The organism is Modicisalibacter tunisiensis, assembly GCF_020148005.1.
In the GTDB taxonomy this organism is placed as follows: Bacteria; Pseudomonadota; Gammaproteobacteria; order Pseudomonadales; family Halomonadaceae; genus Modicisalibacter; species Modicisalibacter tunisiensis.
Map to the genome: position 1 here is coordinate 3,152,771 of NZ_JAGXFD010000001.1, position 18,797 is coordinate 3,171,567.

Annotated in this window: 19 protein-coding genes and 2 tRNA genes; 15 read left to right on the forward strand and 6 right to left on the reverse strand. The window is 68.2% G+C overall.

Translation table 11 applies throughout. From position 1 onward, the window contains the following. Nucleotides 1–55 precede the first annotated feature (55 nt). The 7 genes from KGQ91_RS14750 (at nucleotide 56) to purH (ending at nucleotide 6,172) form a co-directional block, all read left to right on the forward strand. Entirely contained in the window at nucleotides 56–268 is a 213-nt protein-coding gene (locus KGQ91_RS14750; protein ID WP_163649102.1) for a hypothetical protein, read from the forward strand. A gap of 49 nt (nucleotides 269–317) precedes the next feature. Next, nucleotides 318–773, forward strand: a complete 456-nt coding sequence (gene accB, locus KGQ91_RS14755; protein WP_163649103.1) for an acetyl-CoA carboxylase biotin carboxyl carrier protein — start codon at nucleotides 318–320, stop codon at nucleotides 771–773. Nucleotides 774–801: 28 nt separating this feature from the next. Next, a complete protein-coding gene (gene accC, locus KGQ91_RS14760) occupies nucleotides 802–2,142 on the forward strand; it encodes an acetyl-CoA carboxylase biotin carboxylase subunit (protein ID WP_224421328.1) in 1,341 nt (446 codons plus the stop codon). A 24-nt stretch (nucleotides 2,143–2,166) separates the two neighbouring features. Then, nucleotides 2,167–3,072: a 50S ribosomal protein L11 methyltransferase gene (gene prmA / locus KGQ91_RS14765; protein WP_224421329.1), complete on the forward strand. Its 906-nt coding sequence runs from the start codon at nucleotides 2,167–2,169 to the stop codon at nucleotides 3,070–3,072. 105 nt (nucleotides 3,073–3,177) lie between these two features. Continuing rightward, nucleotides 3,178–4,200 carry a tRNA dihydrouridine synthase DusB gene (dusB, locus tag KGQ91_RS14770; protein ID WP_377172568.1) on the forward strand — a complete coding sequence of 341 codons (1,023 nt, stop codon included), beginning with the start codon at nucleotides 3,178–3,180 and terminating at the stop codon, nucleotides 4,198–4,200. Next, on the forward strand, nucleotides 4,197–4,496 hold the full coding sequence (gene fis, locus KGQ91_RS14775) for a DNA-binding transcriptional regulator Fis (protein WP_163649106.1): 300 nt from the start codon (nucleotides 4,197–4,199) through the stop codon (nucleotides 4,494–4,496). The genes dusB and fis overlap by 4 nt, the downstream gene beginning before the upstream one ends. A gap of 83 nt (nucleotides 4,497–4,579) precedes the next feature. Then, entirely contained in the window at nucleotides 4,580–6,172 is a 1,593-nt protein-coding gene (purH, locus tag KGQ91_RS14780; RefSeq protein ID WP_163649107.1) for a bifunctional phosphoribosylaminoimidazolecarboxamide formyltransferase/IMP cyclohydrolase, read from the forward strand. A 218-nt stretch (nucleotides 6,173–6,390) separates the two neighbouring features. Here the strand turns inward: purH and KGQ91_RS14785 are convergent, their stop codons facing one another. The 4 genes from KGQ91_RS14785 to KGQ91_RS14800 all read right to left on the reverse strand — a co-directional run bounded on the left by KGQ91_RS14785 (nucleotide 6,391) and on the right by KGQ91_RS14800 (nucleotide 10,222). Next, a complete protein-coding gene (locus KGQ91_RS14785; protein ID WP_163649108.1) occupies nucleotides 6,391–7,848 on the reverse strand; it encodes an NAD-dependent succinate-semialdehyde dehydrogenase in 1,458 nt (485 codons plus the stop codon). A gap of 10 nt (nucleotides 7,849–7,858) precedes the next feature. Next, the gene (locus KGQ91_RS14790; RefSeq protein WP_163649109.1) at nucleotides 7,859–8,416 is read right to left on the reverse strand and encodes a DUF4190 domain-containing protein; all 558 of its coding nucleotides are present in this window, start codon (nucleotides 8,414–8,416) and stop codon (nucleotides 7,859–7,861) included. 82 nt (nucleotides 8,417–8,498) lie between these two features. Further along, complete coding sequence (locus KGQ91_RS14795; protein WP_224421330.1) at nucleotides 8,499–9,482, reverse strand: serine/threonine protein kinase; 984 nt, start codon at nucleotides 9,480–9,482, stop codon at nucleotides 8,499–8,501. Between the two features lie 56 nt (nucleotides 9,483–9,538). Then, nucleotides 9,539–10,222: a ComF family protein gene (locus tag KGQ91_RS14800; protein WP_224421331.1), complete on the reverse strand. Its 684-nt coding sequence runs from the start codon at nucleotides 10,220–10,222 to the stop codon at nucleotides 9,539–9,541. A 110-nt stretch (nucleotides 10,223–10,332) separates the two neighbouring features. Here KGQ91_RS14800 and bioB point away from each other — a divergent pair, with 110 nt between their 5' ends. From bioB to KGQ91_RS14835, 7 genes are all read left to right on the forward strand, one after another. Beyond that, complete coding sequence (gene bioB / locus KGQ91_RS14805) at nucleotides 10,333–11,388, forward strand: biotin synthase BioB (RefSeq protein WP_224421332.1); 1,056 nt, start codon at nucleotides 10,333–10,335, stop codon at nucleotides 11,386–11,388. Nucleotide 11,389: 1 nt separating this feature from the next. Then, entirely contained in the window at nucleotides 11,390–12,556 is a 1,167-nt protein-coding gene (locus tag KGQ91_RS14810; RefSeq protein WP_224421333.1) for an aminotransferase class I/II-fold pyridoxal phosphate-dependent enzyme, read from the forward strand. Then, nucleotides 12,553–13,275, forward strand: a complete 723-nt coding sequence (locus KGQ91_RS14815; protein WP_224421334.1) for an alpha/beta fold hydrolase — start codon at nucleotides 12,553–12,555, stop codon at nucleotides 13,273–13,275. The genes KGQ91_RS14810 and KGQ91_RS14815 overlap by 4 nt, the downstream gene beginning before the upstream one ends. Then, complete coding sequence (locus KGQ91_RS14820; RefSeq protein ID WP_224421335.1) at nucleotides 13,272–14,084, forward strand: methyltransferase domain-containing protein; 813 nt, start codon at nucleotides 13,272–13,274, stop codon at nucleotides 14,082–14,084. The genes KGQ91_RS14815 and KGQ91_RS14820 overlap by 4 nt, the downstream gene beginning before the upstream one ends. Beyond that, nucleotides 14,081–14,770 (forward strand): dethiobiotin synthase, encoded by a 690-nt coding sequence (gene bioD / locus KGQ91_RS14825; RefSeq protein WP_224421336.1) that lies wholly within the window; start codon nucleotides 14,081–14,083, stop codon nucleotides 14,768–14,770. The genes KGQ91_RS14820 and bioD overlap by 4 nt, the downstream gene beginning before the upstream one ends. Nucleotides 14,771–14,812: 42 nt before the next feature. After that, nucleotides 14,813–14,897: transfer RNA gene (locus KGQ91_RS14830), tRNA-Leu, on the forward strand. Nucleotides 14,898–15,558: 661 nt separating this feature from the next. Further along, a complete protein-coding gene (locus KGQ91_RS14835) occupies nucleotides 15,559–16,326 on the forward strand; it encodes a Crp/Fnr family transcriptional regulator (RefSeq protein WP_163649116.1) in 768 nt (255 codons plus the stop codon). A gap of 1,004 nt (nucleotides 16,327–17,330) precedes the next feature. Here the strand turns inward: KGQ91_RS14835 and KGQ91_RS14840 are convergent. Both KGQ91_RS14840 and KGQ91_RS14845 read right to left on the reverse strand, forming a co-directional pair. Further along, nucleotides 17,331–17,588: a hypothetical protein gene (locus KGQ91_RS14840; RefSeq protein ID WP_163649117.1), complete on the reverse strand. Its 258-nt coding sequence runs from the start codon at nucleotides 17,586–17,588 to the stop codon at nucleotides 17,331–17,333. A 235-nt stretch (nucleotides 17,589–17,823) separates the two neighbouring features. Further along, nucleotides 17,824–17,899, reverse strand: a tRNA-Ala gene (locus KGQ91_RS14845). A 201-nt stretch (nucleotides 17,900–18,100) separates the two neighbouring features. On the opposite strand from KGQ91_RS14845, the gene uvrY reads away from it, so the two are divergent. Beyond that, nucleotides 18,101–18,748: a UvrY/SirA/GacA family response regulator transcription factor gene (uvrY, locus tag KGQ91_RS14850; RefSeq protein WP_163649118.1), complete on the forward strand. Its 648-nt coding sequence runs from the start codon at nucleotides 18,101–18,103 to the stop codon at nucleotides 18,746–18,748. The last annotated feature ends 49 nt before the right edge of the window (nucleotides 18,749–18,797 follow it).

Consider the following 18,797-nt stretch of genomic DNA (forward strand, 5'->3'; position numbering starts at 1 on the left):
CCGTGATCTGAACGAATCCGGAACAGGTTAACAGCGCCATTTCAAGGACACGGTCATGGTCCGACCCCCCCTACACCACGACCCTTTCGTCGCCCGGACGCCCTTGCGGCCGGCGGCAGTTCCGTCCCGCGCGCTGGCAAGCGGCCACCCACCGCCCGCTTTCTTTCCCGAGCTCGAGCACCCGCTGTCGCTGGTCACCACGCAACGCTTTTCCGCGGCGGCCGCGGGCCCGGCCCGGGCCACCGGCACGTCACGCCCTGCCGGCTGACGCTGCCAGCACGACACGCCCCATTCATCCATTCGAGAGACGCCGACACATGGACATTCGCAAGGTCAAGAAACTCATCGAGCTGCTCGAGGAATCCAACATCAGCGAGATCGAGATTCAGGAAGGTGAAGAGTCGGTTCGCATCAGCCGCCACCCGAACGGCGCCGCGGCGCAGCCCATGGCGCCCGCGCCGCAGTGGAGTCACGCACCCGCCGCGGCACCGAGCGCCGAGCCCGCGGTACCGGCCGATCCGGCCCCGGCCCAGCCCAGCGGTCATGCCGTGACCTCGCCGATGGTGGGCACCTTCTACCGTTCACCGGCCCCGGGCGCCAAGGCGTTCGTCGAAGTCGGCCAGAGCGTCAAGAAGGGCGAGACCGTGTGCATCGTCGAGGCCATGAAGATGATGAACCAGATCGAAGCCGACCAGGACGGCGTGGTCGAGGCGATCCTGGTCGAGGACGGCGAGCCGGTCGAGTTCGACCAGCCGATGCTGATCATCTCCTGATTCACGCGACAACCTGGCGGATCACATCATGTTGGAAAAGGTACTCATCGCCAACCGCGGCGAGATCGCCCTGCGCATACTGCGTGCCTGCAAGGAGCTGGGCATTCGCACCGTCGCGGTGCATTCCAAGGCCGACCGTGACCTGATGCACGTGCGCCTGGCCGACGAGGCGGTCTGCATCGGTCCGGCCTCCTCGGCCCAGTCCTACCTGAACATCCCGGCGCTGATCAGCGCCGCCGAGGTCACCGACGCCGACGCCATCCACCCCGGCTACGGCTTCCTCTCGGAGAATGCCAACTTCGCCGAGCAGGTCGAGCGCTCCGGCTTCGTCTTCGTCGGCCCGCGCGCCGAGACCATTCGCCTGATGGGCGACAAGGTCAGCGCCATCGAGGCCATGAAGCAGGCCGGTGTACCCACCGTGCCCGGCTCCGACGGCCCGCTGCCGGATGACGACGACGCCGTGCTGGCCACCGCCCGGCGCATCGGCTATCCGGTGATCATCAAGGCCGCCGCCGGCGGCGGCGGACGCGGCATGCGCGTGGTGCACACCGAGGCCCACCTGCTCTCCTCGGTCAGCGTGACCAAGACCGAGGCCAGCAGCGCCTTCGGCGACGGCACGGTGTACATGGAGAAGTTCCTCGAGGAGCCGCGCCACGTCGAGGTCCAGGTGCTGGCCGACGGCCAGGGCAACGCCATTCACCTGTACGATCGCGACTGCTCGCTGCAGCGCCGCCACCAGAAGGTGCTCGAGGAGGCGCCCGCGCCGCACATCGATCCCGAGGCCCGCGCCCGGGTGCTCAAGGCCTGTACCGATGCCTGCCTGGAGATCGGCTATCGCGGTGCCGGCACCTTCGAGTTCCTCTACGAGAAGGGCGAGTTCTTCTTCATCGAGATGAACACCCGCGTGCAGGTCGAACACCCGGTCACCGAGATGGTCACCGGCGTCGACATCGTCAAGCAGCAGCTGCTGATCGCCTCCGGCCAGCCGCTGTCGATCCGGCAGGCCGATGTCGAGGTCAAGGGCCACGCCTTCGAGTGCCGGATCAACGCCGAGGACGCGCGCACCTTCATGCCCTCCCCCGGCAAGGTGGACCTCTACCACGCTCCCGGCGGGCTCGGCGTGCGCATGGACTCGCACCTGTACACCGGCTACAGCGTGCCGCCCCATTACGACTCGCTGATCGGCAAGCTGATCACCTGGGGCGCGGATCGCACCAATGCCCTGACGCGCATGCGCAACGCCCTCGACGAGCTGCTGGTGGAAGGCATCAAGACCAACATCGACCTGCAGAAGGATCTGGTCCGCGACGGCGCCTTCCAGCAGGGTGGCGTCAACATCCATTACCTGGAGAAGAAGCTCGGCGAGTGAGCCGGGCTTGCCGAGGAGACCGTCATGCCCTGGCTGCAACTCAAGGCCCGCATCGCGCCGGACCAGGCCGAGACCCTCGAGGACCTGCTGCTCGCCGAGGGCGCCCAGGCCATCACCCTGCAGGACGCCCACGACGACCCGGTCTTCGAGCCGGAGCGCGGCAGCACGCCACTGTGGCAGGAGACCGTGCTGACCGGCCTCTACGATGACCTTGAAGGCGTCGAGGCGATGCTCGAGCGGGTCCGTCAGGGCTGGGCGGCGGCGATGGGCGACGAGCCCTGCCCGGCCATCGAGTACGAGCTGCTCGCCGACCGTGACTGGGAGCGCGAGTGGATGGACGGCTTCGAGCCCCTGCGCATGGGGCAGCGGCTGTGGATCGTGCCCAGCTGGCATGACGCGCCGGATGCCGAGGCCGTCAACCTGCGCCTCGACCCGGGCCTGGCCTTCGGCACCGGCACCCATCCCACCACCGCGCTGTGCCTGGGCTGGCTCGACGGGCTCAGCGTCGATGGCCTCCTCGACGGCCAACGGGTGCTCGACGTCGGCTGCGGTTCCGGCATCCTGGCGCTCGCCGCCCTCAAGCTGGGCGCAAGCGCCGCGACGGGCACCGACATCGACCCCCAGGCGCTGCTGGCGACACGTGACAACGCCGAGCGCAACGCCATCGCCGCGGACCGGCTGCTCCTCCACCAGCCCGAGACGCTGCCCGCGGAACGTTTCGCGGTCGTGCTCGCCAACATCCTCGCCGGGCCGCTCGTCGAACTCGCGCCGACCATCGCCGGCCACGTCGCCCCCGGCGGCCGCCTGGCGCTGTCGGGCATTCTCGCCCACCAGGCCGAGGACGTGCTCGCCGCCTACCGCGATCAGGGACTGGCCATGGACGAGCCGGTCGAGCGTGACGGCTGGGTGCTGCTGACCGGTCGCGCCTGAACGTCCGGCCGCGGTCGTGCCATCAGCGAGCGGGGTCGCGGCCTTCAATCTGGGCGGGCAGGTGAGTATCATAGGCGGCCCCTTGAGCCGAGACCCCCGATGACGATGTCAGCCACTGCCAGCATCGCCCCCCCCGCCATTGGCCCCTACCAGCTGCCCAACCGGGTCATCCTGGCGCCCATGGCCGGTGTCACCGACCGCCCCTTTCGCCAGCTCTGCCGGCGTCTCGGCGCGGGCCTGGTGGTGGGCGAGATGGTCACCTCGGACCCCAGCCTGTGGCACACCCGCAAGTCGCGGCTGCGCATGGATCACAGCGGCGAGCCGGGCCCGCGCAGCGTGCAGATCGCCGGCGGCGATGCCGAGATGCTCGCCGAGGCCGCCCGACTCAATGTCGAGCGCGGCGCCCAGATCATCGACATCAACATGGGCTGCCCGGCCAAGAAGGTCTGCAACAAGGCCGCCGGTTCGGCCCTGCTGCGTGACGAGCGCCTGGTGGCCGAGATCCTCCACGCCGTGGTCGCCGCCGTGGACGTGCCGGTGACCCTGAAGATCCGCACCGGCTGGTGCGAGCGCAGCCGCAACGGCGTGCGCGTGGCGCGCCTCGCCGAGGACGCCGGCATCCGGGCCCTGGCCGTGCACGGCCGGACCCGCGACCAGCGCTACTCGGGCCAGGCCGAATACGACACCATCGCCGCCATCAAGGCCAGCGTGTCGCTGCCGGTCTTCGCCAACGGCGATATCGACTCCCCCGCCAGGGCGGCCGAGGTTCTCGACTATACTGGGGCGGATGCCGTCATGGTCGGTCGCGGCGCCCAGGGCAACCCCTGGATCTTCCGCGAGATCGACCACTTCCTGCGCACCGGAGAGACCCCGAGCGCACCGTCCCGCGCCGAGCAGCACGCCGTCATGCACGACCATCTCGAGGCCCTGCATGCCTTCTACGGCGAGGTCATGGGCGTGCGCATCGCGCGCAAGCACATCGGCTGGTATCTGAGCACGCGGGACGACGCTCCGGCGCAGCGCAAGCGCTTCAACGCGCTCGAGACGCCGGACGCGCAGCAGCGTTTCGTGGATGAACTGTTCTGCCGGACCGGGTGTCCGGCAACCGATGGAATCAGCGCAGCATGACCAGCAGTCAACCCCTATCCCCCGAAGCCGCGACGGAGGAAGAGCCGCTCGCAACGGCCCTGCCCCGCGGACAGACCCTGCGCCAGGCCGTGGATGACGCCATGCGCCGCTACTTCGCCCACCTCGAGGGCGAGACGGTCACCGACCTCTATGCCATGGTCATGGCCGAGGTCGAGGCGCCCCTGCTCGGCGCCGTGCTCGAGTACGCCGGCGGCAATCAGACCCGTGCCGCCGACATGCTGGGGCTGAATCGAGGCACGCTGCGCAAGAAGCTCAAGCAGTACGACCTGATCTGATCCCGGCGGCACCGGCGGTCCAGCCCCCGGTGCCGCCACCGTCGCTGCAATCCCCGTGAAACCGCCACCCCAAGAGTGACACCATGGCCGAACAATCTTCGCAGACCCGTCCCCAGCCCGTACGGCGCGCCCTGATCAGCGTGTCGGACAAGGCCGGCATCGTCGACTTCGCCCGCGCGCTCGCCGAGCGCGGCGTCGAGCTGCTCTCCACCGGCGGCACCTACCGCCTGCTCCAGGAGAACGGTGTCGCCGTCACCGAAGTCTCCGAGCACACCGGCTTTCCCGAGATCATGGACGGCCGGGTCAAGACCCTGCACCCGAAGATCCACGGCGGCATCCTCGGGCGCCGCGGCCAGGACGATGCCGTGATGGCCGACAACGACATCGCGCCCATCGACATGGTGGTGGTCAACCTCTACCCCTTCGCCGCTACCGTCGCCCGGCCCGACTGCACGCTGGATGAGGCCATCGAGAACATCGACATCGGCGGCCCGACCATGGTGCGCGCCTGCGCCAAGAACCACGCCCACACCAGCATCGTCGTCGACAGCGACGACTACGCCCGGGTACTCGATGACATGCAGGCCCACGACGGCGCCGTCAGCGATACCCTGCGCTTCGACCTGGCGGTCAAGGCCTTCGAGCACACCGCCGGCTATGACGCGGCCATCGCCGACTACCTGGGCCAGCGCGTCGAGGGCGGCGAGCCCGGCTTCCCGCGCACCTACAACCTGCAGTTCCACAAGAAGCAGTCGATGCGCTACGGCGAGAACCCGCACCAGAGTGCCGCCTTCTATGTCGAGGCCGATGCCGGCGAGGCCAGCGTGGCCACCGCCGTGCAGCGCCAGGGCAAGGCGCTCTCCTACAACAACGTCGCCGATACCGACGCCGCCTTCGAGTGCGTCAAGGCCTTCACCGACACCGCCTGCGTGATCGTCAAGCACGCCAACCCCTGCGGCGTGGCCCTCGGCGAGACCCTGCTGGCCGCCTATGAAAAGGCCTTCGCCACCGACCCGACCAGCGCCTTCGGCGGCATCATCGCCTTCAACCGGCCGCTGGACGCCGAGACGGCCCGCGCGATCATCGATCGCCAGTTCGTCGAGGTGATCATCGTGCCGGGCGTCAGCGACGAGGCCGCCGCCGTCGTCGCCGAGAAGAAGAACGTGCGCCTGCTCGACGTCGGCGCCCACTGGCCCGGCGAGCGTCGCCCGGCGCACGACCTCAAGCGGGTCACCGGCGGCCTGCTGGTCCAGGATCGCGACCTGGGCATGGTCGGTCGCGACGAACTGCAGGTGGTCACCGAACGTGCGCCCAGCGAGCAGGAGCTTCGCGACCTGGCCTTCGCCTGGAAGGTCGCCAAGTACGTCAAGTCCAACGCCATTGTCTACGCCAAGGGCGGCCAGACCATCGGCGTCGGCGCCGGCCAGATGAGCCGGGTCTACTCGGCGCGGATCGCCGGCATCAAGGCCGCCGACGAAGACCTCTCGGTGCCCGGCTCGGTGATGGCCTCGGATGCCTTCTTCCCCTTCCGCGACGGCATCGACGCCGCCGCCGAGGCGGGCATTACCGCGGTCATCCAGCCCGGCGGCTCGATGCGCGATCAGGAAGTGATCGACGCCGCCAACGAGGCGGGCATCGCCATGGTGTTCACCGGGATGCGCCACTTCCGCCACTAGGGCGCGGAAAACGCCGAGTCTCGGCCATGCGTCGTTGAAAGTCGGCTCAAGATGCTCATTTGCAACAGCAAACTCCGCTCTTTCGCCGACTTTCGCCTAGCCTGGCCGTCGCTCAGCTGTTTTCTTGGGCTTTTTAAACGAAACACCCCGCCAATCGCTCAGCGGGGTGTTTTGCTTCTAGCCTTCAGGAGTACCTGACTCTTCCGGCTTGCGGCGGTTCAGCCCAGGTCGATGCACAGGTACTTGGTCTCCAGGAACTCGTCGAGCCCCTGATGACCGCCCTCGCGACCCAGGCCGGACTCCTTGACCCCGCCGAACGGCGCGGCGGGGTTGGAGATCAGCCCGGTGTTGACGCCGACGATGCCGTATTCCAGCGCCTCGCCGACCCGCCATACCTGACTCAGGTCCCGCGAATAGAAGTAGGCGGCCAGACCGAACGGGGTATCGTTGGCCATGGCCACGGCGTCTTCCTCGTCGTCGAAGGGGAACACCGCCGCCAGCGGACCGAAGGTTTCCTCGGAGGCGACCAGCATGTCGCTGCTGGCCTGATTGACCAGCGTCGGGGTGAAGAAGTTGCCGCCCAGCGGATGGGGATGGCCGCCCAGCAGCAGCTCGGCGCCCTTGTCGACGGCATCACGGATATGCCGGTTGACCTTCTCGACCGCATTCTGGTCGATCAACGGCCCGATGTTGACCCCGTCCTTGGTGCCGTCACCGACATGCAGCTCGCTGTTCATGGCCGCGGCCAGCTTCTCGCAGAAGGCGTTGACCACGCTCGACTGCACCAGGAAGCGGTTGACGCACACGCAGGTCTGGCCGCCGTTGCGGAACTTGGAGGCCATGGCCCCTTCCACGGCGGCGTCCAGGTCGGCGTCCTCGAAGACCAGGAACGGCGCGTTGCCGCCCAGTTCCAGGGAAATCTTCTGGATGTGCTGCGAGGCCTGCGCCATCAGCTTGCGGCCCACTTCGGTGGAACCGGTGAAGGTGATCTTGCGCACCAGCGGCGACTCGGTCAGCGCACCGGCGATCTCGCTGGCCTGACCGGAAACCACGTTGAACACGCCGCGCGGCACGCCCGCGCGCTCGGCCAGCAGCGCCAGCGCGGTGGCCGAGAACGGCGTCTGGCTGGCGGGCTTGACCACCGTGGTACAACCGGCGGCCAGTGCCGCGCCGACCTTGCGGGTAATCATCGCCGCCGGGAAGTTCCAGGGGGTGATGGCGCCCACCACACCCACCGGCTGCTTGGTCACCAGGATGCGCTGATTGGACTTGGCGGCGGGTACCGTCTCCCCGTAGATCCGGCGCGCCTCCTCGGCGAACCAGCGCAGGAAGCTGGCCGCATAGACGATCTCGCCCGCCGCCTCCTTGAGCGGCTTGCCCTGCTCGAGGGTCATGATGGCGGCGAGCTCGTCCTGATGCTCGAGCATCAGGTCGTACCATTTCATCAGAATGTCGGCCCGCTCCTGGGCGGTGTGCGCCCGCCAGCTCGGCAGCGCCGCATCGGCGGCCTCGATGGCGCGCTGCGTCTCGGCGCGCCCCATGCGCGGCATCCTGCCGATGGTCTCGCCCGTCGCCGGATTGTCGACCTCGATCTGTTCGCCGCTGTCGGCGGCGACCCAGCCGCCGTCGATATAGGCGAAGGGACGAAACAGCGAACTGTCCTGCAACGACTCCATGATGCTCTCCTTATCCTTGCGACGACCGGGAAGCGATCGCCGATGACTGCCGCCCGGCCGTGTCGCCGGGCATGACGTTGACATGGGCACTGGCGGGGGGCGCCGGTGCGGTCGCGAGCAGCCCGGAGAGCAGCGTCACCACCGCCGCCAGGCCGATGGCCACCCAGCAGAAGAGCCGCCCCCTGTAGCGCTCGGGGGAGCGACGAATCTGATACAGGCCGAACAGGGCGAACAGGACCGCGACGGCGCCGAACAGCGGCGCCAGCACATCGAAAAACAGGCCCAGCAGGGCCACCACCACGGCGGCGATGGCGGCATTGGCATGACGGGGGGTCTCGGCGCCGGAACGGGCCGCCGGGGGGCACGGCCGGGCTCGGCGCTGGGGTTCGGGACGGTTGAGGACCTGGCGCGCACGCTGGCCCCGGGGATCGAAACGCACGGCAGTGCCCGGGCCGGGAAGTCCGCGTCCGCGCCAGTCCGCCAGGCCGAAGTCATAACGCTGGCCATCCGGCGTCTCGATGGTCCCTTCCTGTGCTGCATCGTCGAACGCGATGATCTCGCCGTCCAAGGCCTTCTCCCTTACGCTGGGGCGTCCTTCATGCTAAGCGCTTTGCCGGCCGGACACCAATAGCCAAAGGTCGCCGCCCGGCTCAGGCCAGCCAGCGCCCGCCCTCCAGGGCCAGACGCTGCTGCTCCAGCGTGCGAATGTGCTGGTCCCAGTAATCCTCGCTGGCCACCCAGGGAAAGGCACGCGGGAAGGCCGGATCCGCCCAGCGCGCCACCAGCCAGGCGCTGTGGCGCATCAGACGCAGGGTGCGCAGCGTTTCGATCCACTCGAGCTCGCGCCGGTCGAAGTCGTGGTATTGCTCGTAGCCCTCGAGCAGTTCCGACAGCTGGGCCCGCCATTCCGGGTCGCTCTGAGCGGTCAGCATCATCCACAGATCCTGCACCGCCGGTGCCATGCCGCAGTCGTCGAAGTCGACCAGGGTGAACTCGGCGTCGCGGCCCAGGATATTGCCCAGATGGCAGTCGCCGTGCACGCGGATCAGCGAGCGGGCCGGCCAGGCGTGCGCGACGAGCAGCGGCTCCAGCGCCTCGCTGATGCGCAGGTAGGCCTGGCGCTGGCGCCGGTTCAACCAGGCGCCGGCCAGCACCTGCTCGCGACTGTGGGCCACGCGCTCGGCCGGGTTCAGCGTCGGCCGCTCGACGAAGGGCCGCCGGCTCGACACCGCATGCAGCCGGCCGATCAACTCGCCCAGCGCGAACAGGTGCTCGGGATTCTCGAGCTCCGGCGCCTGCCCGGCCACCTGCGGAAACAGCGTGAAACGAAAGCCGGCGTGGGTGTGCAGGGTCTCGCCGGCCTCATCCCGCCACGGTGCCGCCACGGGCACCGCCGCCTCCGCCAGTTCCTGCAGGAAGGCATGCTCCTCGCGAATCTGGGCGTCGCTCCAGCGCTGCGGTCGGTAGAACTTGGCCACCCAGCGCCGCCCCTCGTCGTCCCGGAACTGAAACACGCGGTTCTCGTAGCTGTTCAGCGCGAACGGCTCGCCGGGCAGCATCAGGCCCAGCGATTCCACGGCCGAGACGATGCGCTGGGGGGACAGGGTGTCGAAGGGGTGCAGATTGGCAGTCATGTGCGCATCCTTGGCCGTTTGATGAAGGGCATGCTAGCAGACCGCACGCCGCCCCGTTAGCGCCCCGCCGCCAGCGGCGTGCGCGCCGCCGCCCAGGCCTCCACGTGCAGGGCCCCCGCCTCGCGGCAGGCCTCGGCCAGGGCCCCCAGCGAGGCGCCGGTGGTCATCACGTCATCGACCAGCGCCACCCGGACCGGCAGCTCGCGACCGACGACGAAGGCATCGCGCAGGTTGCGCCGCCGCGCGCGGCGATCGAGCCCGCGCTGGGTCGGCGTGTCGCGCCGCCGCTGCGGGACGGTCCACGGCAGGCCCAGGCTCCGGGCCAGGCGCGCGGTCAGCCACGGCCCGGTATCCAACCCCGCCTCGCGGGCCCGCCGCCGGTGCCGCGGCAGGGCAATCAGCAACTCGGGGCGCTCGGCCGCGTCCAGCGACGCCAGCTCCCGGGCCATCAGCGTCACCAGCAGGGTGCCGGCCCGCGGGTCGGCGGCGAACTTGAAGCGCTGCAGCAGGGCGGCGACCTCCGCCTCGTAGCGCAGCCCTACCCGCGCCCCGTCGAAGGCCGGCGGCGAGCTCAGGCAGCGCCCGCACCAGTCCGGCGCAGCGGGCGGCAGCGGCTCGGCACAGCGCCGGCAGGCGGGTCGATTCCACGGCAGCGCCGCCAGGCAGGCCTCGCACCAGGGCGCCTGCGGCGGGCAGGGCCCCAGGCAGAAGGCGCAGCCGCCGGGCAGGGTCGTGCGCAACCCTTGGTCAACCCTTGATGAAACCAAGGTTGACAGTCGCCGCGCTCGCCCTATCATCACAGTCAACTTATTTTCAGAAATCATGTTAACAACAGGAAGCCGAACCTGACATGAGCGTATCGCCCTCCCCGACCCCGCGTCACGACTGGCGGCTCGACGAGATCGAGGCCCTGTTCGCCCGGCCCTTCAACGACCTGCTGTTCCACGCCCAGCAGGTGCACCGGGCCCATTTCGATGCCAACGCCGTGCAGGTCTCGACGCTGCTGTCGATCAAGACCGGCGCCTGCCCCGAGGACTGCAAGTACTGTCCGCAATCCGGCCACTACAACACCGGGCTCGACAAGGAAAGGCTGCTCGAGATCGAGAAGGTGGTGGAGCAGGCCAAGGCCGCCCGCGACGCCGGGGCCAGCCGCTTCTGCATGGGCGCAGCCTGGCGCAGCCCCCGGGAGCGCGACCTGGACGTGGTGCTGGAGATGGTCCGTCAGGTCAAGGCGCTGGGGCTCGAGACCTGCATGACGCTGGGCATGCTCGACGACGCCCAGGCCACCCGGCTGGCCGAGGCCGGGCTCGACTACTACAACCACAACCTCGATACCTCGCCGGACTACTACGGCGAGATCATCACTACCCGCAGCTACGCCGACCGCCTCGACACCCTGGCCCATGTGCGCGACGCCGGCATGAAGATCTGCAGCGGCGGCATCCTCGGCATGGGGGAAGCCGCCCGCGATCGCGCCAGCCTGCTCCAGCAGCTCGCCAACCTCGACCCGCACCCTGAATCGGTGCCCATCAACCAGCTGGTCAAGGTGCCCGGAACGCCGCTGGAAGATGCCGACGACCTGGACCCGTTCGACTTCGTGCGTGCCATCGCGGTCGCGCGCATCCTGATGCCGCAGAGCCATGTGCGGCTGTCCGCGGGCCGCGAGCAGATGGACGATGCCACCCAGGCCCTGGCCTTCCTGGCGGGCGCCAACTCGATCTTCTACGGCGACCGGCTGCTGACCACCGAGAACCCGGAGGCCGACCGCGACCACCGGCTGTTCGAGCGTCTGGGCCTGCACCCGGAAACCCGTGACATCACCGACGATGCCGACCACGGCGCCGTGGCCGCCGCGCGGCCGGTACCGTCCGCGCTCTACTACGACGCGGCGGTCCGGAGCGCCTGAGATGTGGCGCGAGACCCTCGCCCATCGCCTCGAGACGCGGCGCGCCAAGTCGCTGTGGCGCGATCGGGCACTGTACCGCCCCGCGGGTGACGCCGGCCTGATCGGGAGCGGGCGCCGCCTGCACGACTTCGCCGGCAACGACTACCTCGGCCTGGCCCGCGACCCGCGCCTCGCCGAGGCCCAGGCCGAGGGCGCGCACCGCCACGGCAGCGGCGGCCGCGCCTCGCACCTGGTATGCGGCCACCTGTCACCCCATCATGCCCTCGAGGAACGCCTCGCCGCGCTGACCGGCCGCCCCCGGGCGCTGCTGTTCTCGACCGGCTACATGGCCAACCTGGCCGTGCTGCAGGTGCTCGGCGACGGGGCCCGCGTCTTCCAAGACCGCCTCAACCACGCCTCGCTGCTGGACGGCGCGGCCCTCGCCGGAGCGCGCTCGCGGCGCTTCCATCATGCGGACCTCGCCGATCTGGAACGCCTCCTGACGCGCGCACCGGCCGACACCGCCCGTCTGGTCGTCAGCGACGGAGTCTTCAGCATGGACGGCGACGTGGCCGATGTCGGTGGACTCGCCGATGTCGCCCGTCGCCACGCAGCCGCGCTGGTGATCGACGACGCCCATGGCATCGGCGTGCTCGGCGAGCATGGCGACGGCAGCGCGGGTTTCCGACACCCTGTCGATGCGGTGCCGGTGCTGGTCGGCACCCTGGGCAAGGCGCTGGGCAGTGCCGGCGCCTTCGTGGCCGGCGACGACCTGCTGATCGACGCCCTGACCCAGCTCGCCCGCCCCTACATCTATACCACCGCCCAGCCCCCGGGCGTGGCCTGCGCCACCCTGCGGGCCCTGGACATCCTCGCGGCGGAGCCCGAGCGGCGCCGACACCTGCAGGCCCTGATCACTCACTGGCGAACCCGGGGCGCCGCACTCGGCCTGCCGCTGCTGCCCTCGGCCACGCCCATTCAGCCGGTACTGCTCGGCGACAGCACGCGCACCCTGAGCTGGGCCCGGCGACTGCATGAACAGGGCTTTCTGGTCGGCGCGATCCGTCCGCCCACCGTGCCGCGCGGTCGGGCCCGGCTGCGCGTCACCCTCAGCGCCGCCCATGACCGCGCCACCCTGGATGAGCTGCTCGACCGCCTGGCCGCGCTCGCCGCCGAGGAGGCGTCATGAAGCTGGTGCTGCTTTCCGGCTGGGGAATCGATGCGCGCATCTGGCAGCCGCTGGCCCCGTACTGGCCCGACGGGGTCGAGGTCATCACGCCGGACTGGCCCGGCTACCGCGCCAGCCCGGGGCTCGAGCGGGCGAATGACCTCGCGGCGCTGGCCGAGGCGATGCGCGGGACGCGGCCGGCGGAGGCCGTCTGGATCGGCTGGTCGCTCGGCGCCCTGCTCGCCGCCGCCCTGCTCGACCACCTGCCGACCCCGCGCGGGCTGATTCGGCTGGGCATGGCCGAGCGTTTCACCGACGCCCCCGGCTGCCGGGTGTCCTTCGCCGAGCTGCGCGCCTTCCGGCGTGCCTTCCGGCGCGATCCCGAGGCCATCCGGCAACGCTTTCTCGCGCGCCAGCTGGGTGGCGAGGCGCAACCCGACCAGGCGCTCCAGGCCCTGACGCGACTGATCGGCCCCCGCCCCCCGGCGGACACCGCGACCCTCGACGCCGGCCTTGCCTGGCTGGCCACCCTGGAGACGACGGGGCCGCTCGCACGCAGCGGCTGCCCAAACGCTACGCTGATCGGCGAGCACGATCCGCTGTTCGATGCCGCGGCCCTGAGCGAGGCCGAGGTGCTGCCCGGTACCGGCCACTGCCCGCAGCTCGCCATGCCCGAGCGCCTGGCCCGCACGCTCGTCGCCACCGCCCGCGCCCTGCTTGCCACGGGGGCCACCGCATGACCGCCGCACTCACCGACACGCCGAACACCGCGCATGACCGGGACTGGCGGCGACGCGTCGCCCGTGCCTTCGGCCGTGCCGCCCCCCACTATACCCGCCGTGCCCTTGCCCAGGCCCAGCTCGGCGAGCATCTCTGGCAGCGCCTGCCGAGCACAGCCTCGCGCATCGTCGATCTCGGTTGCGGCCCCGGCGACTGGACGCAGCGCCTGACGGCCCGTTACGGCCGCCCGGCACTGGGCATCGACCTGGCCTTCGGCATGCTCGCCGAGGCTCGCCACCGTCATGCCCGCGACGCGCACTGGCTGTGCGCCGATGCCACCCGCCTGCCGCTGGCCGATGGTGCCCTCGACCTGGTGTTCTCCAACCTGGCCATCCAGTGGTGCCGGAACCTCCCGGCCCTGTTCGCCGAGCTGCATCGCGTGCTGGCCCCGGGCGGCGTGGCGCTGATCAACACCCTGGGGCCGGGCACGCTGGCGGAGGTTGCCGATGCCTGGTCGCACCCCGACCGCCGCGCCGCCGTGGAGCCCTTCATTTCCGCCGCCTGCTACCGGGCGCTGATCCGCCGTGCCGGCCTGCACGGTCATCTCACACCCAGGGTGGCGCGCTTTCACTACCCGGACCTGGACGCGGTCATGGCCTCGATCAAGGGCGTCGGCGCCCAGGTGGACCGTCCCGGCGCGCGCCTCGGCCGCGCCGACCTGGTCCGCGCCCGGGCCCGCTTCGAGCGTCACCGCGAGGCCGCCGGGCTGCCGGTGACCTACCACTGCCTCACCCTCGAACTCACCCAGCCGCCACGGAACACCCCATGAGCCTGTATTTCGTCACCGGAACCGACACCGACACCGGCAAGACCCTGGTCAGCGCCGGCCTGCTGGCCCGCGCCCGTGCGCAGGGGCTGACCACCCGCGGCATCAAGCCCGTGGCCTCGGGCAGCGTGCGCACGGCTCAGGGGTTGCGCAATCGCGACGCCCTGTGGCTGCAACGCTACAGCGCACCCGCCGTCGACTACAGCGAGGTCAACCCGATCGCCCTGGAGCCGGCCGTGGCGCCGCACCTGGCCGCCCGCGAGGCGGGCATGACGCTGGAGGCATCCCGCCTGATCGCCCACATCCGGCAATTGCAGGCATCACCGCGCCAGTTCGGCCTGGTCGAGGGCGCCGGCGGCTGGCGGGTGCCGCTCAACCGGCAGGAAGACCTCGGCGAGATCGCCCGAGTGCTCGCGTTGCCGGTGATCCTGGTCGTCGGCCTGCGCCTGGGCTGCATCAACCATGCGCGCCTGAGCGCCGAGGCGATTCGTGCCGACGGCCTGCGCCTGGCCGGCTGGGTGGGCAACCACATCGATCCCGAGTACGCGGAAACCGAGGACACCCTGGCGATGCTCGCCCATCACCTGGACGCCCCCTGCCTGGGGCACGTGCCCTGGATCGACGCCGCCGAGGAGCACGGGCCGGAGGTTGCCGCCCGCTACCTGCGCCTGCCCGGCGAGGCACATTGACTCGACGTCGGACATCCGTACAATACGGGCGTCTTTCCCCCTGCGGATGTGGTGGAATTGGTAGACACGCTAGATTTAGGTTCTAGTGCCGAGAGGCGTGGGAGTTCGAGTCTCCCCATCCGCACCACTGATCTAACTGCAGGCCGCATTCCCAGGCCATTCGCTTCCGCAGATCCTGTAAACTTCAGTCCCCGTCGAGTCCCCGCGTTTTGCTCGAACACGCGAGAATGCTCGCGTGACGCGGACGCATTCACACGATGGGGGGGTCGGTGGTCCCGAGTCCCAGGCCAAACCGAGGCCCCGGGCCCATCCGGCGCCGCTTCAGCGTCTTCCTCGAGCGCATCGTTCTCGAACTACAGGGCATCTCGGCGCCGTGCGCACCGCACGCCGAGGTGGACGGCACGAGGGGATGAACTGCTGGTGACAAAGGCTCGCCAGCCCCTCAGAGAGAAGGCCCGCCCTCTTCCAGGCACGGGCCTTCAATCGCTGCGTTTCCTTGCTAGCTCACCACGAGCTTCCTGCTCGTGCCTCCCTGGCGATTCGGGCTTCCTCTTCCCATTCTTCCCTGTCAGGCATCCATGCCTGAAGCCGCGTTACGCGCCTTTTTCTCCGCGCAAAGACAACATGGGTTATCAGTAGCGGGGAATAGGCAATTTGGGTTGATGGGTTTGCCTTTGACTCATTTGGGGTTCAAGGTAAGGAAACAGTTTCACTACCTGGCATCGCGACTCAAAGCCTCTGCCCCTTCACTATCCCGCACACCGTGGCCCCACGGAATGGAGGCCCACATGGCAACAGCTCCCCAAGAGGTCTGTGTCACAGACAACCTCATGCACTTCCTCGAGCTATCCGAGACCGACAAGCGCCTGCTGGCCACTTTGGAGCAGACACCCCAGCCGGTTGCCAAGGGCCAACAACTCTGGAAAGCCTCGGAGCGACCTGACACCCTGTACACCCTGCGCCGCGGCTGGGCCTACAGCATGCACCGGTCCGAGAGTGGCGAGGAGCAAGTGCTGGATATCTTCCTCCCCGGCGACTTGATGGGGATTCGCGAACTCACCTTCCCAGCACACTCGACCGACGTCGTCATGCTGACCTCTGGTGTCGTCTGCCCCTTCCCCGCCGAGCGCTTGCTCGACATCTACCAGCGCTCCCCTTCACTGACCCTGGCCATCCATGCCGCTGCCGCCCGGCAGCAGGTCATCATCAGCAAACGGCTGGTCAACATTCTCCGCCACGATGCCAGGGCAAAAATCGCTCACTTCGTACTCGAGCTGTACTATCGCCTTAAGCGCGTGGACGAATCTGTTCACAGGAACTTCGCCGTGCCGCTACTTCAGAGTGACTTTGGCAAGCTACTTGGCATGACCAAGGTGCATGTCAGTCGGACCCTGAGCGAAATGGAAAACCAGGGCCTGTTGCGCAAGACCCGAAAGGACATTCAGATCCTGGATCTCGACCGGCTGCTGGAGATCTCCGCCTTCGACCCAATGAAGCTGACCGACCAGCTTAACCCCACCCTGACGGCTGCCCTCCCCAGTCCGGGGCCGTCCTGATCGATCACCGGGCAAAACAAAGCCCGGCCAAGAGGCCGGGCCAATAGTTTACGTTCCTGGACAACTTCCACCAGCACCCTCGCCAGTGCTTCCCCTGGTCAATGCTCCCTGGATGTCCCATCCCTGGATGCCATGCCTAATACAAGACTAGCCGGGAAATGGCACGAGCACATTGACCCGATTTAACGCTCGTTGGGCAAGACTGAGGGAAAGAGCATGCTTGAATGAAAAACCCCCTCCTCAAGGGAGGGGGGATCCCAGCGGGACAAGGGGATGAGCCTCCTCAAGATAGCGGGAGACAAAGCGCATGAGGTTACAAAACGCTTTCCAGCAGTGTTGCTTTGTTACCCATCCCTTCAGCCCCTCCACTACGCAGCTTCAACGGCGACACGTCGTCATCGACAGGGCCCCATGGCCCAGGTGGCATCAGTCGGGCTGCAAGTAGACAAAGCCCCACGGAGGACGTGGGGCGAAAAAAGGAGAAACGGGCTGGAATAACCACATCGTTCAGGTTGACCCTTGGACGGGCAGGGCAAAGTAGCCGTGACGATGTCCATCATGTAAATGCTCACCAACATAAGCATTAGCGTCTTACGCCGGATTGATCAGTCCTTCGCCCTCGTTCTTCGGCGAACCGACGCGCTTGCTCACCGCCCAACTGGTCAATGCATCGACGGGCAGGTGATGGACGATATGACGGATCGACTCGCGGTCGGGTCAGCTCGCGCTCGCTCAGCGGCACACCGAGACCCCGGGCGAGCCTGGAAGGGGAGCTGTAGAGCGCGAAGCGACCGCACATGAGAGCAGGCCTCAACCGTCGTCAATGGCACGGGGGCGTTCCTATCCCCAATATCGTGCGCCTTGCGCATGAATACCAAGTCCATGTCACCCCGGGCGGCAGCCCGCGAGGGTGACATGGCGGTCGGCTTTCGTTCGATGCGAAGGCGAGGCCGCCACGCCCCTCCCGACAGCGGCGCCGGAAAGGCCGTGGCCGGCCAGATCGATCAGGCGCTCAGGCGCCGTTCGGGCTCGGTGAGCACTTCCTTGAGATGAGCAAGATCCTCCGCCGTGCTGGCTTCGGTGAACCGGGCCAGCACACGTTCCGCCTCCTGATGGATGGCGTCACGGATATAGTCGTCGTAGAGGGTGACGAAACCGTCACAGCCGCGACAGTACAATTCGTCCGTCGGGCCGGGATTCCCCTTCCAGAAATTGGTTTCACTGCAATGGGGACATGTGACTTGGCGACTGCGATTGAACATATGGCCTCCTGCCAGATGACACCTTCGGCCCCGTCGAGGGCTGAAGGGCGAATGACGATCGATTCCGTTGATCGTCTACTCTCACAGGATAGTGATTTTTCGCTCTCATACAAGAGTGGTACAAGGGGCAACCGGCCCGCTTCCCGACCGGCCCGGCTGCGCCAAGCAGAGGGAGGGCCTAGACAGAAAAGCCGCCCGCTCCAGGCAAGGATCGGGCGGCTTTTCGTAAATTCGTTGGTGGAGCCTAGCGGGATCGAACCGCTGACCTCAACACTGCCAGTGTTGCGCTCTCCCAGCTGAGCTAAGGCCCCATCGTTGTTGCGCTTCGGGTGCTTCAACCTGCACCGCCAGTGCGACAACGAGGCGTATCTTACGAACATCGAGCGATGCCGTCAAGCGATTTCACGGACTCGAATCGCTAGCATCCAAACATTAGTTCCCAGTAAACTGAGAGCCACGCAATGGCGACGCCAAGCTCGCCCCGTCCTTGCCGAGGGATGTCAGGAGCACACTTGATCAGGGTTCTAGTTGCAGACGACCATCACCTGGTTCGCACCAGTATCGCCCACATGCTCGATGCCGAAGACGGCCTGAGTGTCATCGGCGAAGCCGCGGATGGCGAGGACGCCATCAGCCAGGCGCGCCGGCTGCGCCCGGACATCGTGCTGATGGACATCCGCATGCCGGGCATCGGCGGCCTGGAGGCCACCCGGAAGATCGCCCGCGGCATGTCCGACATCAAGGTGATCGTGTTGACCGCCTACCTCGAGGACACCTTCGCCCAGCGACTGCTGGAGGCCGGCGCCAGCGGCTTCATCAGCAAGGGCACGGAACTCGAGGAAATGGTGCGCGCGATTCACGGCGTGCAGGCCGGGCAGCGTTACATCAGTTCGGAAATCGCCCAGCGCCTGGTGCTCGCCCGGCTCGACAATCAGGAGAACCCCTTCGACCAGCTGTCGAGCCGCGAGCTGCAGGTGGCCATGATGATCGTCAACTGCCACAAGGTCAGCGACATTTCCGACAGCCTCTTCCTGAGCCCCAAGACGGTCAACACCTACCGCTATCGGATCTTCGAGAAGCTCGGCGTGCACTCCGATGTGGAGCTGACCCACCTGGGCCTGCGCTTCGGCCTGATCGACGGTTACCAGCTGCCCGACTGATCCTCCGGCTCGGGCCGAGTCTGTTATCCTCGAGGCTTTCCGTCATCGG

Coding starts and splice junctions, on each gene's coding strand:
- KGQ91_RS14750 (WP_163649102.1), top strand. CDS start 56: ATGGTCCGACCCCCCCTACACCACGACCCTTTCGTCGCCCGGACGCCC.
- accB (WP_163649103.1), top strand. CDS start 318: ATGGACATTCGCAAGGTCAAGAAACTCATCGAGCTGCTCGAGGAATCC.
- accC (WP_224421328.1), top strand. CDS start 802: ATGTTGGAAAAGGTACTCATCGCCAACCGCGGCGAGATCGCCCTGCGC.
- prmA (WP_224421329.1), top strand. CDS start 2,167: ATGCCCTGGCTGCAACTCAAGGCCCGCATCGCGCCGGACCAGGCCGAG.
- dusB (WP_377172568.1), top strand. CDS start 3,178: ATGTCAGCCACTGCCAGCATCGCCCCCCCCGCCATTGGCCCCTACCAG.
- fis (WP_163649106.1), top strand. CDS start 4,197: ATGACCAGCAGTCAACCCCTATCCCCCGAAGCCGCGACGGAGGAAGAG.
- purH (WP_163649107.1), top strand. CDS start 4,580: ATGGCCGAACAATCTTCGCAGACCCGTCCCCAGCCCGTACGGCGCGCC.
- KGQ91_RS14785 (WP_163649108.1), bottom strand. CDS start 7,848: ATGGAGTCGTTGCAGGACAGTTCGCTGTTTCGTCCCTTCGCCTATATC.
- KGQ91_RS14795 (WP_224421330.1), bottom strand. CDS start 9,482: ATGACTGCCAATCTGCACCCCTTCGACACCCTGTCCCCCCAGCGCATC.
- bioB (WP_224421332.1), top strand. CDS start 10,333: ATGAGCGTATCGCCCTCCCCGACCCCGCGTCACGACTGGCGGCTCGAC.
- KGQ91_RS14810 (WP_224421333.1), top strand. CDS start 11,390: ATGTGGCGCGAGACCCTCGCCCATCGCCTCGAGACGCGGCGCGCCAAG.
- KGQ91_RS14815 (WP_224421334.1), top strand. CDS start 12,553: ATGAAGCTGGTGCTGCTTTCCGGCTGGGGAATCGATGCGCGCATCTGG.
- KGQ91_RS14820 (WP_224421335.1), top strand. CDS start 13,272: ATGACCGCCGCACTCACCGACACGCCGAACACCGCGCATGACCGGGAC.
- bioD (WP_224421336.1), top strand. CDS start 14,081: ATGAGCCTGTATTTCGTCACCGGAACCGACACCGACACCGGCAAGACC.
- KGQ91_RS14835 (WP_163649116.1), top strand. CDS start 15,559: ATGGCAACAGCTCCCCAAGAGGTCTGTGTCACAGACAACCTCATGCAC.
- KGQ91_RS14840 (WP_163649117.1), bottom strand. CDS start 17,588: ATGTTCAATCGCAGTCGCCAAGTCACATGTCCCCATTGCAGTGAAACC.